Genomic DNA, 18,463 nt, shown 5'->3' with positions numbered 1-18,463 from the left:
CGACCGTAGAGCAGCGCCAGCCGCGGAGCGTCCACGATCCGGCGCGTGAATCGGATATTCAAACAAGGAACCGACCTATCGCGCTTCTCCAACGCGCGATACTAGCCAAGTACGCCGCGCGCCTGTAGTTTCCGCCTCAGCCGTGCATCCCCCGAGGATCGACTTCCGCGGATCGTCCCCAGCAGCTCGTCCACCGGGAGTATGGCCACGATCGGTCGTTGCGCGTTTCGGACGGGCGGACAAGGGGCCTCCAAGGATCGGCGTCCCACCCAGCTCCGCCAGAAACTGTTCGATGCGATCAAGGGCAAAGGAGGTATGCCATGCCACGCTTAGCCGCCAACCTGTCGATGATGTTCAACGAGGTGGCGTTCCTTGATCGCTTCGCAGCCGCCCGCCGAGCCGGCTTCGAGGGTGTGGAATTTCTGTTCCCCTATGAATTCCCCCCCGCCGTCCTGCGTGAACGCCTTAGCGCCGAAGGGCTGACTCAGGTCTTGTTCAACATGCCCCCAGGCGACTGGGCAACTGGCGAACGCGGCATGGCCAGCATGCCAGGTCGTCAGGGTGAGTTCCGCGAGTCGGTGAAACGCGCGTTGGATTACGCCACCGCGCTCGAGTGTCGACAGATCCATTGCATGGCCGGAATTGTGGCGGCCGGAGTGCCGATGACCACGGCAACCGCGGTCTATGCCGCGAATCTCGCCTGGGCCGCCGAACAGGCGCAGCCCGCCGGCGTGCGATTGGTGATCGAGCCGATCAACCACCGCGACATGCCCGGCTATTTCCTCAATACCCAGGCGCAGGGCGCCGCCATCGTCGAAGCGATCGGGCGCGACCGCCTGGGTCTGCAATTCGACGTCTATCATGTGCAGGTCTCAGAGGGTGACATCACCAAGCGCATGGAGCAGTTCATGCCGCTGATCGCGCACATCCAGATCGCCGACGTCCCGGCGCGCAACGAACCCGGCACCGGCGAGATCGGCTGGTCCTACGTGTTCCGCCGGATCGACGAACTCGGCTACCAGGGCTGGGTCGGCTGCGAGTACCGCCCCGCCGCGGATACCGCCGCCGGCCTGGGCTGGCGCGAACGCTTCGACGTTTGAACACCCGGTGTCGGGACAGGAGAGCAAAGCACAATGAAAATCGGATTTATCGGCCTCGGCATCATGGGGCGGCCAATGGCGCTGAACCTGAAGAACGCCGGCCATGACCTGATCGTCCCCGACCGTTCCAGCCTCACCCAGGAGCTCCGCGGCGCTGCCAAGGTGGTATCGACCGCGAAGGCGGTCGCGGCCGACGTCGAGGTGTTGATCCTGATGGTTCCCGACACCCAAGACGTCGAGACCGTGCTGTTCGGTGAAAACGGCGCCGCCGAGGGCCTGAAAAAGGGCACTTTGGTGATCGACATGTCCTCGATCGGCCCGCTCGAGACCAAGGATTACGCCAAGCGGATCAACGACCACGGCTGCGACTACCTCGACGCCCCGGTATCCGGCGGCGAGGTCGGCGCCAAGCAGGCGACGCTGACCATCATGGTCGGCGGCCCCGACGCTGCGTTTGCCCGCGCCAAGCCGCTGTTCGAGCTGATGGGCAAGAACATCACCCATGTCGGCGCCGAACCCGGAGCCGGACAGATCTGCAAGGTCGCCAACCAGATTATCGTCGCGCTGAACATCCAGGCGGTGTCGGAAGCCCTGGTGTTCGCCTCCAAGGCCGGCGCCGATCCGGCCAAGGTGCGTCAGGCAATCACGGGCGGTTTCGCCTCTTCCCGCGTCCTGGAGTTGCATGGCGAGCGCATGCTCAACGGCAAGTTCGACCCCGGCTTCAAGGTCAGGCTGCACCAGAAGGATCTGAACCTCGCGCTGTCCTCGGCCAAGACGCTCAATCTGTCGCTGCCCAACACCGCCATCGCCCAGCAAATGTTGGCCTCGTGCATCGCCCATGGCGGCGGCGAGCTGGACCATTCGGCGCTGATCCTCGCGATCGAGGGCCTCGCGGCACACAGCATCCGGGAATGATCACGGCCGCAGCCCGGCATTCAATCGCGAGGTGTGCGTAGGCTAGCCAGGGCGACCGAGGGTTACGCGGGGGCAGCCCACTGCAAAGTGGGAACGAGTCGCAGGAGTTGAAAAGGAGTTGAGTTTTAGAACCCGGCCACAATAAACTGTAGAGAGCGCGCCGATTCTGAGACATTGGCCGCTCGAACAAAACCACCTACTCTGCGTGCCGTCCGCCTTTTGTTCCGGAGAAGTGGTGGACTTTCAGCTAGTTACCCGCATAAGTTGCGTGAGGGCGCCTATCCTATGTCGATGCGATTTACCGAAATTGGCCAACAACTTCGCGCCTACCGACTCGAATCGGGCCTGCGCGCCGAGGAGATCGCGGCCCGTCTGGGGGTCTCGCGCGCCGCCCTCTATCGCTATGAAAAAGGCGAGGTCATCAAGCTCGATACCATCAAGCGGCTGGCTGAGCTGCTGAAAATCTCCCCGCTGTCGCTGTTGGGGATCGGCGTGGAGTACTACAACCGCCCAATCGGCTATTTCGAGCGGGTGCGCCAGATCGAGGAAACCGCCGATCAGGTGCTGCAGTTGGCCGGGCCGCTGTGCTACCTGACCACGTCTGACGCCTATGATAACGCGCTCAGCGAGGCGTTCGAGGAGACCGCCGATCAAGCCGGTGCCGAACGGATGGCGCTGCGCAGCATGGCCGAGCAGGTTCTCGGCATCCTGGCTGCCAGGAAACGCATGTATGCGATGCGGCGGCCGAGCATCATCGCGATGGTCTCATTGCCCGCGGTGCAGCGACTGATCGAGGTTGGGATTGTCAGCGGACCGCATCTTTCGGACCGCGCTCGCCGGATCTGCCGCGACGTCGCACTGTCCGAGATCGAGAATATCGCGAACCTGATGGAGACCGAACCGATGGGATTGCAGTTCGGCCTGCTGGCTAGTTCGCCGCCAAGTTCCTCGTTCAAGATCCTGCGAGCCCGCGACCGGGTCAGCCTGGCGATCAACCCGTTCCGCACCGACACCCATCCCGGCGCACAGACCGGTGTGGCAATGATCACCGGCGCCGACGAAGCGGTCGCCGCGCATCAGCGTGTCGCCGAAGCAAGCTGGCGGGAAGCGATCAAGGGGCCGTCCGGCGCCGGACGGCTGCGTCAGTTGCTCAACGTCGCGTCGCCGGTCTCGTAACGGTCCCAGCAAGGTGCTCGGTAATTTCCAGACAGGCTCGCAAGTTTTCTTGATCCCCCCGCTGGACGATAGCCTTTTGAAGTCTTGTTGTATGTGCCTATCATTTCGTAAGGTTTATTGTGGAAAGTTAACATGGCAGGCGGCGCCGCCAGGCTGTGGCAACCGCTCAACAAGGCGCGTCAAACTGTTTTGAGCAACAGATTGATAGACCTCCTTGCCGGACGATTTGGCCGCTGGTTTCCCCATGCCGCCGGGAAAGCATCGGTGTCGTCCGTCTCTGACGACCCGAATACAATGCAAGGCGAGCGCTTCCAGGCCCAGAAAATGGAATCGCTCGGCCGGCTGACCGGCGGCGTGGCGCATGACTTCAACAACCTGCTGACCGTGGTGCTCGGCAACGCGACGGCGCTTCGCATGAACGCCGAGTCGCGCGGCGATAGTCAGGGGGTGCAGCGGGCCGAAATGATCGAGCGCGCGGCCGAACGCGGCGGCCGGCTGGCGGGTCAGTTGCTGTCGTTCTCTCGCAAGCAGATGCTTCGCCCTGAAACCATCTCGGTCTATCAGATCCTTTCCGCCACCCATCCACTGCTGGCCCAGGCGGCCGGCGAAAGCGCCCGCGTCCTGCTGCAGGCCGAACCGGGCTTGTGGAACTGCCTCGTCGACCCGGGCCAGCTTGAATCGGCGATCCTCAATCTGGTGCTCAATGCGCGGGATGCGATGCCGCTTGGCGGCAACATCAATATTTCCTGCCACAACATACGGATCGACCGCGGCCCGAAAGCCAATGGCGCCCGCGCCGCCGGTGATTACGTCCGCATCGATGTGCGCGACACGGGGATCGGGATCGCGCCGGAAATCCAGGACAAGGTGTTCGAGCCGTTCTTCACCACCAAACCGACCGGCCAAGGCAGCGGCCTCGGCTTGGCCCAGGTGCACGGCTTTGCCGGTCAATCCGGCGGTTGGGTTGAACTGGACAGCACCGTTGGGCGCGGCACGACGATGTCGCTGTTCCTGCCGCGCGCCACCGGGCGGCAGCCCCCGCCGACACCGGTCGCCGATGGTTCGGTGCCCAGCGGCACCAACCAGACCATCCTGGTCGTCGAACCCGACGCCGACCTGCGGATAACGACATGCGAAACCTTGACCCGCAATGGCTATCGCGCCGTCGGTGTCGCCAATGGGTCGGGCGCGCTGACCGAGTTCGTATCGGATGAACCAATCCACGCATTGCTGACAACGGCACGTTTACCGGGCGGGGTCAGCGGTCTGGCCTTGGCGCGCAGTGCCCGTCAGTCGCGCCCCGATCTTTGTGTTCTGTTGACCTCCGGAACGTTGGACGACATCCCCGACGAGGCCAGACACGCCTCGTTGGGCGGCGACGCGCGGTTCGAGTTCGTGATGAAACCATATCGCCCCGCCGACCTGGTCCGGATGGTCGGGGCGGTGTTGTCGAGCAAGACGTTCTCGACCGAGACCGAACAGCTTCTGGCCGATGCCAGGGACAACGCCCAGCACACCGTTTCCGCGACAGCGATCACTGGCGACCCGGCGCCGCGAACGGACGTCCCGCAGCACACCGGATTGCCCAGGAACGCGATCCGGCTCGGCGTGATGCCGTTCCGGAGCATCGGAGCGAACAGCGGCGACGCCGACTTCTCTCAGGGTCTGGCCGAGGAAATCACCACCGCCTTTTCGCGCTTTCGCTGGATTACCTGCGTCGGGCCGGCGTCCGTCGCGGCGCTTGCCAACGAACCGCTGACCGATACCGAGCGCTGGGGGCAACTCGACCTGGATTTTCTGATCGAGGGTAGTTTCCGGAAAAAGCAGGACAAGATCACGGTCTTGCTCCGGCTGGCGAATATGCGCGGAGCGGGCGCGATCAGTTGGGGACGACGCTTCGACGGCTTGCTGCCTGATCTGCTAGACCTGCAGGATCGTATCGCCTCAGAATCGGCCGCGCAGGTCGCGCCCGAACTGCTGGTATGGGAAGGCCTGCAGTCAAAGTCGCGGCCCAGGGTCGATCCCACCGCTTACGATATGATGCTGCGCGCGATCCCGGCGATCTATCGGCTGGACGAACACGCGTTTCGAGAATCCGGGCAGTTGCTGGAACGTTCCCTGGCGGTGGATTCCAAGAGCGCCGCTTGCCATTCCTGGCTTGCCCACTGGCATTTATTTCTGCTCGGCCAGGGCTGGGCCGTGGATGCCGAACGGGCGATGCAGCGGGCTGACGAACTTTCGCGACGCGCGGTCGTGCTGGATCCTGAAGACGCCAGAGGATTTACCGTCGCCGGACATGTCCGGGCGTTCTTGAATAGGGACGCCGAAGGTGCTCTGGGTTTGCATGAACGCGCGATCGCCCTAAACCCGAATATGGCGCTTGCGTGGTGCTATTCCGGATTGGCCCACAGTTATTTAGGAGAACACAAGGAAGCCATCCGCCGCACCGAGCATGCTAGGCGCTTATCCCCACACGATCCCCACGGCTTCTTTTTTGATACAGCGCTGGCACTCCCAATGTTCTTGAGCGGTGAATACGAAGCTTCGGCGCAGATGTGCCGTCGGGCGCGCGATCACCATCCTGGGCTGTCTTCGACCTATAAGCTCCTGTTGGCCTCACTTGCTTATTTGGGTTCCAGCCGTGAAGCAACCAATGTCCGTAGAGCCCTGCTGGCCTTGGAACCGCACTTCTCGCTTCGCGACGCAGCTTTGCGTTCGCCGCTAGCGAGGCAGCAGGATTTTGATTGCTATCTCCAGGGGCTCCGTCTCGCGGGGATTCCCGAACGTGCTAAACCTGCGCTGGCATCGCACTGACGGTCTGCATACCACTGAATGGACAAACCCCCTGGCGACGCTTCCGCGCGGCTACGGCGTAAGCACCAAACGGACGGTCAGGATCCTCGGTCGGCACCGCGATCGTTGACCGATACGCGCTCCAGTCGGCGTCTTCCATGCTGAGCATGTCGGGTACGATGGTGGTGGCGTTCAACGTATGGTCGGCATATGCCTCACGTGGGAGGGGTTGCACCTGAAGCAGCGGAAAATCCGCTTTTAGATGCACGGGCTTATGGGTCCGCGTTAACCGCAGATTAGTGAACAGAGGGCCAAACCATTGGTCGGTTTCAACAATACCCTCGTAGAGGCTGTATCCGCCCGGTGTTGCGAGGTTGGCCGGAGGGCGCACCAGTAGACTCCATCCCGGCGCGGTACGAGCCATTAGTCCGGTCCAGATCTGCACCATGCCGGGCTCCGGTAGGACCGTCAGGAACGGTGGTGCACAGCCTTCCAATACCGCTGGCGCGGCGCTGTTGAAGGCCTGCGAGAAATTCGGGAACTGGGCGGCAGGCGACAGCGGCATCCAATCAGGAGCCCCGTCGAAATACCAAAAAATATCGTGCCCATCCCAGATCAATTGCAGATCCATCGGGGAAAACACCCACCACCCGTATCCAGCAGCGCTGGTCACTGCATCGCAATAGCGATACGCCCGCGTAGGCAAAGTACCGAGCGCAGAACGGTCGGCGCGCTGCGGGGGACGAGCTTCTGTGATCAGGCGGTGAAATTGGAGGCGGGGTTCGCTATTGGGCATGCCGATACCTTCGTAAGGGTAACAAGACAAAAAATTGTGCCGCTCCGGTGAAACAGCCGGAGCGGCACCGCATCGGTTTATTTCTGCAGCGGTAGGCGGCAAGCGGCGCCGAAGCTGATGCGACCCTTGTCGTTCACTGCTGGGACAGGGAGCGGCAGGCGGCAGGCGGCGCCGAAGCTGATGCGACCGTTGTCGGTCACGGCCGGAAGCGCTAGCGGCAGGCGGCAAGCAGCGCCAAAGCTGATCCGACCGCTATCGGTCACTGCCGGAACAGGGCCCTGGATGTCGGTCACAGCCATGTCGGGACGCGGCAGATCGGCGAGCGAAGCCTGGTGGGAAGCAGCATCGAACGTTGTCATTGGGTCTCTCCTTTTTGTGATCAACAATCCGTGAATAGCCCGCCCAGGTTTCCCCACGCAACACAAAACTCACAACTTTGTGATCACATAATCGTTCTCAAAAGACAACGTATACTACATCGGAATAGTATAATCCCCTGTATCCCGGCTGAACAAATCAGAGCCTCTCAAAGCCCACGCACTGACCGCGGGGCCACCCAAACAGCGCTCGCAAGACCCAATCCCTCACCGCGCCGCCCGCGGCGGCCGGAACAGCATCAGCGGGACCAGGAAAAACACCAGCGCCGTCGCCGCCGCCGACACCAGAATCAGCGGCGCCAATCTCTGGTTGAACAAGTGCTCATACAGCGCCGACCCCAAAGTGTCCGACAACGGCGAGGTCAGGTTGACGATCGACATCATGGCGGCAAACGCAAAACCCTCGGCCCCTTCCGGGCACGCGTCAGCGGCCAGCGACATGGTGGCGATCATCGCGATCATGCTGGTCATGCCGCTCAGCACCCAAATGACGATCGCCGTGCCCGGACCGATCAACGCCAGGGTCGCCAGCGTGCTGATCACCCCACCCACGATGCTAAGCCGAAGCAGCGCCGGCCGGGTCAGGTGACCCAGCCGCCAGCGGAACAGCACACCGCCCAGGATCCAGCCGGCCGCGCCGAAAGCCGATAGCCAGCCGATGAAGCCCTGCGAGAAACCAAGCCGATCGCTCATGTAAAAATACATCGGGGTGCCGAAATGCGGGCTGAAATAATACAGGAACAAAAACCCGCCGGTGAGCCAGAGATCACGGTTGCGGAACACGCTCAACAGCGCAGCCACGCGCTCCCGCAAGGCTTGCAGATCGATCCGCGCCCGCGGCTCGCTGATCAGCCAGACCGCGGCAACGATCGACAGCGGCGCCACCGCGGCGATCCAGGCGGCGGCGTGCAGCGCACCGGTCGGCGACAGCATCTCGATCAGGTAGCCGGACAGCACCGTGGTGATCATCTGCGCGATGTTGAACCAGAGCCATTGCTGGTTGACCACGCTGGCGGTGGAGTTGTTCTTCTGCCCGGTCTCGACCAGCAACGCACCGCACAGCGTGCTGGAGATCGCCATCGCAAACGCGGTCACGGTCAGCGCCGGGATCAACGCCGCACTGGTGTCGATCGTGGCTACCCAGGCGAACGCGGCAAACGCCGCCAGATTCGCCAGCACCAAATAAGGCCGCCTGCGATAGCCGAACAACGGCACGAAATCCGAAATCGCGCCCCACACCGGCTTGATCACCCACGGCAAGTCAAGGATCGCCAGCGAAGCGCTGATCATCACCGGGTCCCAATGCAGCGTGACCTTCAGCCAGTGCGACAACGGCTGCCACATGATGCCGGATTTGGCCTGGCCGATGCCCTCCACCGCATAGACGACGGCGAAGAACCACATCGTGCGGTCGATCGCGGGATTAGATCGCATGGATCATACTGACAGGCTCCGGTTGCCCTCAGGCCGAGGGTTGGAACACGATGCATGGTGACGACGATGCAAAACACGACGGGGCAAAGTCACGACGGGGCAAAGTCACGACGGGGCAAAGTCACGGGGGCGCATGCCACGACGGGCATGGTCACGACGGGCGTCAAGGCCCGGCGGGCGAAGGCGGCAGGGAGCATGGCGTATGGCTTGGCGTATAGGCATCGATATTGGCGGCACGTTCACCGATGTGGCGGCGGTGGAGGAGCATACCGGCCGAATCGGGATCGCCAAGGTGCTGACCACGCCGCAAGACTTCGGCCGGGGGGTCATCGAAGCCATCCGGCGCGGCCTGGCACAGCATGCGATCGACCCGGCTGACGTCGTCTTGCTGTCGCACGCCACCACCGTGGTGACCAACGCGCTGCTCGAGCATAAGGGTGCGAAATGCGGCTTCATCGCCACCAAGGGCTTTCGTGATCTGCTCGAACTGCGGCGATCCTCCCGCCCCGACCTGTATGATCTGTTCCAGGATGCGCCGAACGTCCTGGTGCCGCGACGCTACCGCTGGGAAATCACCGAACGGATCGACGCCCAGGGCGAAATCGTGACCCCCCTGGCCACCGACGAACTTCCGGCGCTGATCCAGGCGATCCGAACCGCCGGCCTGCAGACGGTCGCTGTGTCGTTCCTGTTCTCGTTCTTGAACGACAGCCACGAACGCGCGGTGGGCGCGGCGCTGCGGGCCGCGTTGCCCGACGTCGGCGTGTTCCTGTCCTGCGAAGTGCTGCCCGAGATCCGCGAGTTCGAACGCGCCAGCACCACCGCGGTTTGCGCCTATGTCGGCCCGCTGCTGGCGGGCTACCTCGATCGCCTGTCCGGCGCCACCGCCGAACTCGGATTGCCGGCGCTGCACGTCATGGGGTCCTCAGGCGGCGTGTTCGACATCGCCGAGGCGCTGCGGATGCCGGCGATGGCCGTGGAATCCGGCCCCGCCGCCGGGGTGATCGCCGCCGCCCTGGCCGGCCGCCAGCTCGACCGGCCCAACTTGATCTCGTTCGACATGGGCGGCACCACCGCCAAGGCCAGCGTGATCGTCGGCCACGAGGTCGCGGTCACCGCCGAATACGAGGTCGGGGGCGCGGCCAACACCAGGCGCTGGATGCACGGCACCGGTCATCCGATCCGCGTGCCGGTGATCGACCTCGCCGAGGTCAGCGCCGGCGGCGGCTCGATCGCCTGGGTCGATCCCGGCGGCGCCCTGAAGGTCGGTCCGGCCAGTGCCGGCGCCGACCCAGGCCCGGCAGCCTACGGCCACGGGGGCACCCACCCGACAGTCACCGACGCCGACGTCGTGCTCGGCTGGCTCGACCGGGGCGCTCTGCTGGGCGGCGGCCTGCCGATCGATCTGGCGGCCAGCGAACAGGCCATCGAGACCGACGTGGCCAGACCCTTCGGCCTGTCGGTGCAGGACTCGGCGGCGCGGATCAACCAGGTGGTCAACAGCAACATGGCCCAGGCGCTGCGCATTGTCTCGGTCGAACGCGGCCACGATCCGCGCGAGTTCAGCCTGATCGCCTTCGGCGGCGCCGGCCCGGTCCACGCCGTCGCCCTCGCCGAGGAGCTGGCGATCCCGGAAGTCATCATCCCGCCCGCGCCGGGCGCGTTTTCGGCACTGGGACTGGTGGCGACCGACCTGAAGCGTGACTACGCCCGAACCCTGTATGCCGATCTCGGCCAGGTCGATCCGGTTCGCGTCGCCGATGCGTTCGCCGCGATGCAGACGGCGGGCACCGCGATGCTGCAAGACGCCTCGGTGCCCCCCGAACGCCGAACGCTGCCTCGTTCCGCGGACCTGCGCTACCGCCGACAGGCTTATGAATTGACGCTGCCGGTCGAGGATGGGCCGGTGACCAAGGCGATGCTGCAACATCTGGCGGAGGCTTTTCACCAGAAGCACGAACAGACCTACGGCCACGCCAACCGGCAAGAGCCGGTGCAACTCGTGAACCTGCGGCTGACCGCGCTCGGAAAGCTGCCCGATCTGAAGCTGGCGCAGCCCACCGACCGAACCGACGCGCGGCTGGCTTCGCGACAGGTATGGTTTGCGGCGACCGGGTTCGCTGCCGCTGCCGTGCACTGGCGCAACGGCTTGGCTGTCGACGCCGCGATTTCCGGTCCCGCGATCATAGAGGCGCTGGATTCGACCATCGTGGTGCCGCCGGGGTGGACCGGCCGCGTCGCCGAATTGGGCTATATCCGTCTGACCCGAGATTGACCCGCGGACGGCTTGGCGCGTGGCTGGCAGGTCGGGCGCAATAAGAGCTAATGTCCCAGCCTCTGAAGTTCGCCTACCGTGCGGCGGACGCCGGAGATAGGCAGGCCATCTCTCCCCCAACGCCCGGAGTACCGTAATGGACGCGCTCGACCTGATGTTGACCCGGGAATCGGCGCTGAAGCTGGATTCACCCGGCCCCTCGGCCGTGGAATTGGATCGGATGTTTGCCAGCGCCGTGCGCGCGCCGGATCACGGGCGACTTCGGCCATGGCGATTCGTGGTGATCGGCGAGACCCGGCGCGCAGCCTTCGGCGCGCTGATGGCGGATTCGCTACGCCGGCGCGATGCATCGGCGTCCGAGGCGGAACTGCGGCGCGAGCGCGACAAGGCGTTCCGCGCGCCGGTGATCGTGGCCGTGGCGGCGAAAGTTCTGAAGGGCCACAAAATCCCTGAGATCGAGCAGATCGCCTCAGCCTCGGCCGCGGCCCAGACCATCATGCTGGCAGCCCCGGCGCTCGGCTACGGCGCGGTGTGGAAAACCGGCGCCCCGGCCTACGACCCAAAGGTGAAGATCACGCTAGGGCTGGCCGAGGACGACGACATCATCGGATTTCTGTATATCGGCACCCGAACCGGCGGATCGTCACCCTTGCCAAGGCCCGACCCCGGCGATTTCGTGTCGGTCTGGGTGGGCTGAAAAAGCCCAGTCGCCCCAGCAAACCCGCCAGACCAACTGGTTCCGGCGTAAAAGCGGACGTCAAATCATTTACGGCCGACCCCTGCGATTGAACCGCCGTCGGTTTCGGCTACTCCCCGCCCAGCGGCTGCAGTTTTCGCTCCACCGCCCGCCGCAGCAGCGCGGCCGATCGGTAAACCCCATGCACCATCTTGGAGTACGGCAGCACCACGAAGAATGCCAGGATGAAGCCCAGATGCACCGCCATCGCCAGACCCATCGCACCGGTGGCGCGCACCGCCAGCAGCACCAGGCCGGTCAGCGCGATCATTGCCAGCAGCAACAGCAACGCCACGTCCCCGCCCAGCAGGCGTCGGATCGCCGGCATCGGGTCGTCCACCAGCTTCATCGCGAACAGCCCGACCGTGCCGATCAGCATCAGCACACCACCCACCGTCCCCAGCAAAACCGGCACGCTGATGAAAGGGTAGGGCGCCGGCCAGCCGAGAAACGCGTGATAGACGAACCCGACACTGGTGGCGGCGAAGCACAGCAGGAAGCCATAGAACATCGCATGGTGCAGGTAACGCCGCCGCATCGAGAACGCCTCGGAATTATCGTTGCATCCGTTACCACCGCCGCCAAGGTTCTTCAGTGTCAGCACATCCCAAAGTGCGATCCCGATCGCCACCGGCCCGATCTTCTCCCGCGGCCCGGCGTCACGCCAGAAATTCCTGGCCCCCATCGCCAACGCCACCAGCGAGAAGCCGAACGTCGCGATCCCGACGATCTGCAGCGCCCACAGCGGAATGATATCGTAGAACGACCCCGCCGCCGTACCGTGCGCGCTGAAGAAAGTGCCCGGCGAGTTCAGCAACATGGCCAGTATCAGCACCACCGCGATCGCCAGCGCCGCGATCAGCGACACCACGGTACCGTTGCGCGCGAACACCGACGTCAGCGGCTTCGGCCAGGCATACTCGGCATAACTTTCCGCCCGCACCTCCGCCAGCGCGGCCGGCACGTTGATGCCCCATTCGTGCGGCGGGCTGTATTGGCAAGCGTAGTAACACCCGCGACAGCCATGGCACAGATTAGCCAGATAGCTCAAATCCCCGGCTGTGAACTCGCGGCGCAACTCCACCGCCGGAAACACCGCGCAGAACCCTTCGCAGTAGCGGCAGGCATTGCAAACCTCCATCTCCCGCCGCGCATTGATGACGGCGTCAGTTTCTTGCACGACGTGCTGCCTCCTGGCCTGCGATCCGACCGAACACCGTGCCGATCGTCATTCCGAATCCGGCAAGATACCCCTTGCCCAGGATATTGCCAGACATGATCTCGCCCGACGCGAACAGGTTGCCGGCCGGCCGCCCATCATCCATCAGCACCTGCGCCTTGTCATTCACCTTCACGCTCAGATAGGTGAAGGTGATGCCAGGCCGCAGCGGGTAGCCATAGAACGGCGGCTTGTCCACCGCGCGCGCCCAGTTGGTCTTCTCCGGCGTCAGCCCGGTCGTGGTATTGCCGTCCAGCTTCAGGTTGTCGAACACCTGACCCGGCTTCACCGCGGCGTTGAAGTCCTCGACCGTGCGCCGGACCTTGCCGGCTTCCAGCTTCAGCTTCACCGCCAGTTCCTCCAGCGTGTCCGCCCGGATCGCGGGAAAAACCGACGGCATGAACAGCGGAAACGCCTTGGCATCGCAGATCGAGTAGGCAATCTGCGCCGGCTGCTGGGCGATCAGCCGGCCCCAGATCGCATAGCGCTTCGGCCAGACATCCTCGCCCTCGTCGTAGAACCGCTCGCCGTCGCGGTTGACCACCACACTGTATGGCACACTGTCCAGACGCGTGGTGATCCCGCCGTCGAATTTCGGCGCTCGCGCGTCGAGTGCCACGGCATGGAACTGCGTCGGATCGCCGACCGAGGCAACGCCCTGCGCCAGCAAATTCTTCAACACCCGGCCTCGGTTATACGGCGTGCCGCGAATGACGAAATTATCCACCGCATCACCCCAATACTGCCGCATCCAGTCCAGGTTGGCCTGAAACCCGCCGGATGAGGCGACCACGCAGCGCGCGGTCACCGTCTCGGGAAAGCCTTTGTAGGTAATATCGACCGAACGCACCGAACCCTCGTCCATGTTCATCGAAACGACCTCAGTATCGTATAGCACCTCGACGCCAAGTTTCTCAGCCGTCAGATAGTAGGCGTTGACCAGCGCCTTGCCGCCGCCCAGGAAGAAGGCATTGGTGCGTCCCAGGTTCAGCGTCCCGGTCAGGGACGGTTGAAACCGCACGCCGGCAGCCTTCATCCAACCGAACAGACCCGATGACGCTCGGATCGTCATCCGCGCCAGCGCCTCGTCGGTATTGCCGCCGGTGACCCGCAGCAGGTCGTCCCAGTATTCGTCTTCCTTGTAGGCGTCACGCAGCACCGCGTTCGGCGCATCGTGCATCGCCCGAAGGTTGCGGGTATGGCGACTGTTTCCGCCGCGAAACGCCCTCGGAGCGCTTTCCACCAGCAGCACGCTGGCGCCCGCCTGCCTGGCGGTGATCGCGGCACACAAAGCCGCGTTGCCACCGCCGGCGACCAGCACGTCATAGCTCTTCGTCCGATCCGGCATCCATTCACCCCGCGGCAAATTTCTACCTACGAACGGTTGCCGCATCGTGCAAGGCGTGCGAATTCCGCAGCCGGAGTTCAGCGAAGGGGGCGAAATGGCCGAAACCGTCGATCCCAGCAAGCTCGAGCCGTGGCACGAGATTGTGCGCGGCGTGCTGAAACGCCACGACGTCAGCCTGGTCACTTATGTCCCGGACAACGTGCTGCGGCCGCTGATCGAGGCGGTCCACGCTGACCCGTTCTTCACCGCCTTCGCCTGCACCCGCGAGGAAGAGGCGCTGGGCATTAACGCCGGCGCCTGGATGGGCGGCCGGCGCGGCATCCTGCTGATGCAGACCTCAGGCTTCGCCACCCTGCCCAACGTGATCGCCTCGCTCTCGGTGCCGTTCTCGATCCCGACGCTGATGATGGTGTCCGAACGCGGCACGCTGGGCGAATTCAACATCGGCCAGTCGCTAGTCGCCCGCACCATGCGCCCGGTGCTGACCGCCCTCGCGATCGAGCACCACACCATGACCCGGCTGGACGAGGTCGAATTCACCGTCGACCGAGCCATCACCCAGGCACTGGCCACCATGGCCCCGGTCTGTTTCATCCTGTCGCCGCTGCTGACCGGCGGCAAGGTCTTCGCGAAATAAAGGGGGATCCGGTCATGGCGTCTTCAGCGAACCACCCGACCAGCCGGGATCAGGCCAAGGTGATGAACCGCTTCGACATTACCACGCGAATGATCGCCCTGCTGCACCGGGATGAGGCCGTCATCGGCGGCATCGGCTACACCAATTTCGACCTATGGGCCGCTTCCCAGCTCCCCGGCGGCCGGCGTCAGCAGAACTTTTACATGCTGGGCAGCATGGGCCTTGCGGTGCCGATCGCACTGGGGGTGGCGATCGCGCAGCCGCGACGCAAGGTTTTCGCATTGGAGGGCGACGGCTCCATCCTGATGCAGCTTGGCTCGCTGTCGACAGTCGCCGCTCGGGCGCCGGACAATCTTTGCATCGTGATCATGGACAACGGCGCCTACCAGATCACCGGCGGTCAGCCCACGATGACCGAGCAGGGTGCCGATATCGTCGGGATCGCTCGGGCATCAGGGATGGCGCGCAGCGCCTGGGCGGCTGACGAGGACGCGTTCGTCGAGTTGATAGAGCGTTCGTTGACCGAAGACGGTCCGTGGCTGATCGGCTGCCGCATCGACAATCAGAAGCCGGCCGATACGACGGAACGCGACCCAGCGCGGATCCGGGACAATTTCATGCGGGGCCTGGGAGTACGGCCTTGACGGGTGGCATTATGCGCACCCGCCGTTAGACCCGCGTCCAAGCTATACGTCTGCCTATCGTTGCCAAATCCGCCAAAGCAGTCGACTTTTCCGACCCCATGGCCAACGGTTTAGTCTCCGCCATTAAGCCAGTTGTTCTGCTGGAAGTTTTGCGCCGGCGGGTGATATGCTGACGCCTGGGCATTGACAATGGCTGAACCCAGACCGACGACAGCGATTGCTGCGAGAATCATGCTTTTCATTATGAGCCTCCGTATATCGCCCGACGCGTTGGCACCTATCAGCCCCAACCGCCATCTCCTTGCTGCGGGTTGAACCCCGGGCGGAGACCGGTATCGCCGGACTGGCCTGCGTGATAATTGGTTTGCGTCTGACCGACCGTCGCAGCATTGGCGGTGGCACTGACGACGCCTGCCAGACTCATCGCAGTGAGCGCCGCAAGAACAAAACACCGCATCGAACATTCTCCATATTCAGAATAGTCGAGCCTAGCCTCGCATCATATGCACCGTGCTATCTCGAAAGTAATGCCGCGTCGCAGCATTGCACTTATGCCAATTCTGCAAAAATTGGCTCCAACCTGCCCGCGCCTGCGCCAACGCGACATTCGCAGCCTCGATAGCTCCGATGAACGCCTCAGAGGTGCCGTGCTTATTAGCCAGGATCTGTGCCTCGACCAAATCCCGCTGACGCCGAGCTTGCCTGCGATATGCGTGCGGCACCGCAGGCTGTCGCGCCAGGTGGCCCCGGGCTTGGCTGGGGCAAGGCAGGCTGACGCGACTGCGGCGTGACAACACGCGATTCCGGCTTGAACGTGATCTCAAGAGCCGCAGCCTAACCTTTGCCCGGAAAACCGGACCGCCGCACTATTGCCGCCTCAGTGGGCCGGCACGGGAGCAGTGCCCGAACCAATGTTATGCGCCGCCGAACGTTGCCACACTGATACCGCCGAAATCGTTACCGGATTGCTTCCCGTACCGAGGATCAGCGCCAGATGACGACTGTCTATCACGCTGAACGCGCTGCTACCTGCAACCGGAGGAGGCTTCGAGGATTGACTGTAGTCATGCCATGTCACGGTTTTGCCAACCTGCACACCGTCGAAAAACCACTTCGCGTAACCTTCAGCCGACGACGTGGCCGGAACCCACAGGAAGCCATATCTATGGGGCTGCGAAAAAACTGTCCCCTCGGGTGCGGCAACCGGCGATCCCGCCAGAGTCGCTGTATTCAGATCCTTGAAACCGCCTGGAGTCCCATACCAATTGTGCATGGCAATGCCGTAATCCAGTCCGGATGCATTGAACTCAACAACGTCAGCCTCGATCCAGTTGCCGAAGCCACGCGACTGACCCAGCCATTGGATATTTCTGTCGGTCGCGGTTCGGCTATGCATGTTCTCAATATCGTTGGCCCAGAACGTCGGCCCTGGCCCGTGGTAGGCGCCCGTGAACGACATTGTCGCTTCAACGAACGCGCCGCCGCCAAACGCCCTTCCTGTCCACATACCGGTAGCTGCGTCAAAGTAGGCGGTGCATAGTTGCGCACCATAGTTGTTGCCTCCCGGCCCCGTCACAGTGACGCTGCCGTCGGGGTTTGATCTGACCGTGATCAAGTCTGGCTTAACCCCAAAGAAATTGAACTTATGCCAATTCTCAAGCAGATGGACATGCGGCCCGAGTGTCTGCGTGTCAAAACCAACCGCTGCCGCAGCGTCTGGTACTCGTGCCGTCCGTTCGGTGGCGTGCGCGGCGCCGAGCGCAACCAATGTCATCGCAAAAATCAGTGTGAGGGGCAGCGTGCGGATATGCATCCAGATCTCAACTTCTTGCTGGAGTGATGTGTTCCAATATCATTCATATGCCTCTCAGCGTTTTCCCCTGTCCAGGTGGATGTGACCGATCTCTTGGCTATATCGAACGACTCGGTTGGGCCCGTGTCCAGACTGCATGCCACCGAACGGTTCGGAGGCGGCACGCTGTCGTCGCTGAGGATCAGTGGATAACGTCTGTGGGAGAAAACCGTCTAACCATTGATTTGGACAGGCTGAATCATCCAACGCTGTGGGGGGTGAAGTGTGGAGTCGGAACATCCCGAACCGGCGTGGAATACAGTGGGCGGTCCGTGCGCGCGGCGAAATCTGGGCTACCCTGCTTCGCAATCTGAAATCGGGGACCACCTAACCTCCCCTTTGATAGCGACACCGTTTTGAGGGGACTGCGACTCGGATGCAGATTCCTGAATTTGTTTAAGCCATGGTTGTCCGAAGAGGTGGGTTATGAAGGCAGCGATACGAATGGTCCGGAACAACGAGATTTTGTATTCGGCGTATCGCAGGGTCCGTGACGCTTATTCTTATAGAGCTGGTCAGCGACGAGGATCGTTCTCTCAGCACGGAGAAGATCATTTTATCCTCAAACGCTTCATGCAAAAGCGTAGCGGGTTTTATGTCGACGTTGGCGCGTCGCATCCATACCGGCTTAGCAACACCTATTTGCTTTATCAGAACGGATGGCGTGGCGTGACCGTGGAGCCGATACCCTTGCTCGGGCACCTTCATCGAAAGTGGCGACCTGAGGACATTCTGGTGCCGAAGGCGATCGGTCTTGCGCCAGGGCGCCTGGAATTCAAGGAAATGCTGCCTTCTGTGCTGTCCACTCTAGACGCCGAAACCGCGCGGACCTACATCGCAGACGGCAGGGCGCAATTACTGCGGTCCTACAATATTGATGTCATCACGCTCAGTCAGCTATTCCGTGATTACGCCGGTCAGCAACGGGTGGATTTTCTTTCCATCGATATGGAAGGGCTTGACGCCTCGATAATCACTTCTTGCCAATTCGACAAGATCAGACCCTCTGTGATATGTATTGAAGCGAACGAGAAGGCCGATCGAGCTAGGATGTTGGCATATTTCGAAACCCAGAAATACAATCTCCTGACCGAACTAGGTTGTAATCTGATCGTTGAAGACGGTCTGTGACTTCATGTTCTTATACTGGTAGCTCCCGAC

The 18,463-nt window shown here is 62.9% G+C and carries 16 protein-coding genes and 1 pseudogene; 10 read left to right on the top strand and 7 right to left on the bottom strand.

Features of this window, described 5'->3' with window-relative positions; translation table 11 throughout:
• Positions 1-320: 320 nt before the first annotated feature.
• The 5 genes and pseudogenes from otnI (at position 321) to ACQY4T_RS22930 (ending at position 6,005) form a co-directional block, all read left to right on the top strand.
• Positions 321-1,100: a 2-oxo-tetronate isomerase gene (otnI, locus tag ACQY4T_RS22950; protein ID WP_428535403.1), complete on the top strand. Its 780-nt coding sequence runs from the start codon at positions 321-323 to the stop codon at positions 1,098-1,100.
• A gap of 33 nt (positions 1,101-1,133) precedes the next feature.
• Positions 1,134-2,015 (top strand): 2-hydroxy-3-oxopropionate reductase, encoded by an 882-nt coding sequence (locus ACQY4T_RS22945; protein WP_428535401.1) that lies wholly within the window; start codon positions 1,134-1,136, stop codon positions 2,013-2,015.
• 291 nt (positions 2,016-2,306) lie between these two features.
• Entirely contained in the window at positions 2,307-3,191 is an 885-nt protein-coding gene (locus ACQY4T_RS22940) for a helix-turn-helix domain-containing protein (protein ID WP_428543040.1), read from the top strand.
• A gap of 132 nt (positions 3,192-3,323) precedes the next feature.
• Positions 3,324-4,154: pseudogene (locus tag ACQY4T_RS22935) on the top strand (ATP-binding protein); the annotation flags it as partial.
• Positions 4,155-4,190: 36 nt separating this feature from the next.
• Positions 4,191-6,005, top strand: coding sequence for a hypothetical protein (locus ACQY4T_RS22930; RefSeq protein WP_428543079.1), 1,815 nt, complete (start codon positions 4,191-4,193; stop codon positions 6,003-6,005).
• Here ACQY4T_RS22930 and ACQY4T_RS22925 read toward each other — a convergent pair.
• The 3 genes from ACQY4T_RS22925 to ACQY4T_RS22915 all read right to left on the bottom strand — a co-directional run bounded on the left by ACQY4T_RS22925 (position 5,980) and on the right by ACQY4T_RS22915 (position 8,561).
• Entirely contained in the window at positions 5,980-6,780 is an 801-nt protein-coding gene (locus tag ACQY4T_RS22925; RefSeq protein ID WP_428535399.1) for a DUF6065 family protein, read from the bottom strand. The two genes, ACQY4T_RS22930 and ACQY4T_RS22925, sit on opposite strands and share 26 nt — an antisense overlap.
• Positions 6,781-6,857: 77 nt before the next feature.
• Entirely contained in the window at positions 6,858-7,139 is a 282-nt protein-coding gene (locus ACQY4T_RS22920) for a hypothetical protein (protein ID WP_428535397.1), read from the bottom strand.
• A gap of 225 nt (positions 7,140-7,364) precedes the next feature.
• The gene (locus ACQY4T_RS22915; RefSeq protein ID WP_428535395.1) at positions 7,365-8,561 is read right to left on the bottom strand and encodes an MFS transporter; all 1,197 of its coding nucleotides are present in this window, start codon (positions 8,559-8,561) and stop codon (positions 7,365-7,367) included.
• A gap of 232 nt (positions 8,562-8,793) precedes the next feature.
• Here ACQY4T_RS22915 and ACQY4T_RS22910 point away from each other — a divergent pair, with 232 nt between their 5' ends.
• Positions 8,794-10,866, top strand: coding sequence for a hydantoinase/oxoprolinase family protein (locus ACQY4T_RS22910; protein WP_428535393.1), 2,073 nt, complete (start codon positions 8,794-8,796; stop codon positions 10,864-10,866).
• Between the two features lie 136 nt (positions 10,867-11,002).
• Positions 11,003-11,563: a nitroreductase family protein gene (locus ACQY4T_RS22905; RefSeq protein ID WP_428535391.1), complete on the top strand. Its 561-nt coding sequence runs from the start codon at positions 11,003-11,005 to the stop codon at positions 11,561-11,563.
• A gap of 109 nt (positions 11,564-11,672) precedes the next feature.
• Here the strand turns inward: ACQY4T_RS22905 and tcuB are convergent, their stop codons facing one another.
• Positions 11,673-12,782: a tricarballylate utilization 4Fe-4S protein TcuB gene (gene tcuB / locus ACQY4T_RS22900; RefSeq protein ID WP_428535389.1), complete on the bottom strand. Its 1,110-nt coding sequence runs from the start codon at positions 12,780-12,782 to the stop codon at positions 11,673-11,675.
• Positions 12,769-14,169: an FAD-dependent tricarballylate dehydrogenase TcuA gene (tcuA, locus tag ACQY4T_RS22895; protein WP_428535387.1), complete on the bottom strand. Its 1,401-nt coding sequence runs from the start codon at positions 14,167-14,169 to the stop codon at positions 12,769-12,771. The genes tcuB and tcuA overlap by 14 nt, the downstream gene beginning before the upstream one ends.
• Positions 14,170-14,215: 46 nt before the next feature.
• Between tcuA and ACQY4T_RS22890 the strand changes: the two genes are divergently transcribed.
• The gene (locus tag ACQY4T_RS22890; RefSeq protein WP_428535385.1) at positions 14,216-14,806 is read left to right on the top strand and encodes a thiamine pyrophosphate-binding protein; all 591 of its coding nucleotides are present in this window, start codon (positions 14,216-14,218) and stop codon (positions 14,804-14,806) included.
• A 14-nt stretch (positions 14,807-14,820) separates the two neighbouring features.
• Positions 14,821-15,450, top strand: a complete 630-nt coding sequence (locus ACQY4T_RS22885; protein WP_428535383.1) for a thiamine pyrophosphate-dependent enzyme — start codon at positions 14,821-14,823, stop codon at positions 15,448-15,450.
• A gap of 110 nt (positions 15,451-15,560) precedes the next feature.
• On the opposite strand, the gene ACQY4T_RS22880 is transcribed toward ACQY4T_RS22885, so the two are convergent.
• Both ACQY4T_RS22880 and ACQY4T_RS22875 read right to left on the bottom strand, forming a co-directional pair.
• The gene (locus ACQY4T_RS22880) at positions 15,561-15,692 is read right to left on the bottom strand and encodes a hypothetical protein (RefSeq protein ID WP_428535381.1); all 132 of its coding nucleotides are present in this window, start codon (positions 15,690-15,692) and stop codon (positions 15,561-15,563) included.
• Between the two features lie 635 nt (positions 15,693-16,327).
• A complete protein-coding gene (locus ACQY4T_RS22875) occupies positions 16,328-17,263 on the bottom strand; it encodes a hypothetical protein (RefSeq protein ID WP_428535379.1) in 936 nt (311 codons plus the stop codon).
• Between the two features lie 465 nt (positions 17,264-17,728).
• Here ACQY4T_RS22875 and ACQY4T_RS22870 point away from each other — a divergent pair, with 465 nt between their 5' ends.
• On the top strand, positions 17,729-18,433 hold the full coding sequence (locus tag ACQY4T_RS22870) for an FkbM family methyltransferase (RefSeq protein ID WP_428535377.1): 705 nt from the start codon (positions 17,729-17,731) through the stop codon (positions 18,431-18,433).
• Positions 18,434-18,463: the final 30 nt, after the last annotated feature.

The organism is Rhodopila sp. (assembly GCF_965277825.1).
Lineage (GTDB): Bacteria > Pseudomonadota > Alphaproteobacteria > Acetobacterales > Acetobacteraceae > Rhodopila.
The sequence above is the reverse complement of the archived record's forward strand: the minus strand, read 5'-3'. Positions and strand labels throughout refer to the sequence as shown.

Bases quoted from the DNA above. Each gene is read 5' to 3' on its own strand.
- ACQY4T_RS22905 (WP_428535391.1), top strand. From the start codon at position 11,003: ATGGACGCGCTCGACCTGATGTTGACCCGGGAATCGGCGCTGAAGCTG.
- ACQY4T_RS22945 (WP_428535401.1), top strand. From the start codon at position 1,134: ATGAAAATCGGATTTATCGGCCTCGGCATCATGGGGCGGCCAATGGCG.
- ACQY4T_RS22930 (WP_428543079.1), top strand. From the start codon at position 4,191: ATGTCGCTGTTCCTGCCGCGCGCCACCGGGCGGCAGCCCCCGCCGACA.
- ACQY4T_RS22885 (WP_428535383.1), top strand. From the start codon at position 14,821: ATGGCGTCTTCAGCGAACCACCCGACCAGCCGGGATCAGGCCAAGGTG.
- ACQY4T_RS22870 (WP_428535377.1), top strand. From the start codon at position 17,729: ATGAAGGCAGCGATACGAATGGTCCGGAACAACGAGATTTTGTATTCG.
- ACQY4T_RS22910 (WP_428535393.1), top strand. From the start codon at position 8,794: ATGGCTTGGCGTATAGGCATCGATATTGGCGGCACGTTCACCGATGTG.
- otnI (WP_428535403.1), top strand. From the start codon at position 321: ATGCCACGCTTAGCCGCCAACCTGTCGATGATGTTCAACGAGGTGGCG.
- ACQY4T_RS22915 (WP_428535395.1), bottom strand. From the start codon at position 8,561: ATGTGGTTCTTCGCCGTCGTCTATGCGGTGGAGGGCATCGGCCAGGCC.
- ACQY4T_RS22940 (WP_428543040.1), top strand. From the start codon at position 2,307: ATGCGATTTACCGAAATTGGCCAACAACTTCGCGCCTACCGACTCGAA.
- ACQY4T_RS22875 (WP_428535379.1), bottom strand. From the start codon at position 17,263: ATGCATATCCGCACGCTGCCCCTCACACTGATTTTTGCGATGACATTG.
- tcuA (WP_428535387.1), bottom strand. From the start codon at position 14,169: ATGCCGGATCGGACGAAGAGCTATGACGTGCTGGTCGCCGGCGGTGGC.
- ACQY4T_RS22920 (WP_428535397.1), bottom strand. From the start codon at position 7,139: ATGACAACGTTCGATGCTGCTTCCCACCAGGCTTCGCTCGCCGATCTG.
- ACQY4T_RS22925 (WP_428535399.1), bottom strand. From the start codon at position 6,780: ATGCCCAATAGCGAACCCCGCCTCCAATTTCACCGCCTGATCACAGAA.
- ACQY4T_RS22880 (WP_428535381.1), bottom strand. From the start codon at position 15,692: ATGAAAAGCATGATTCTCGCAGCAATCGCTGTCGTCGGTCTGGGTTCA.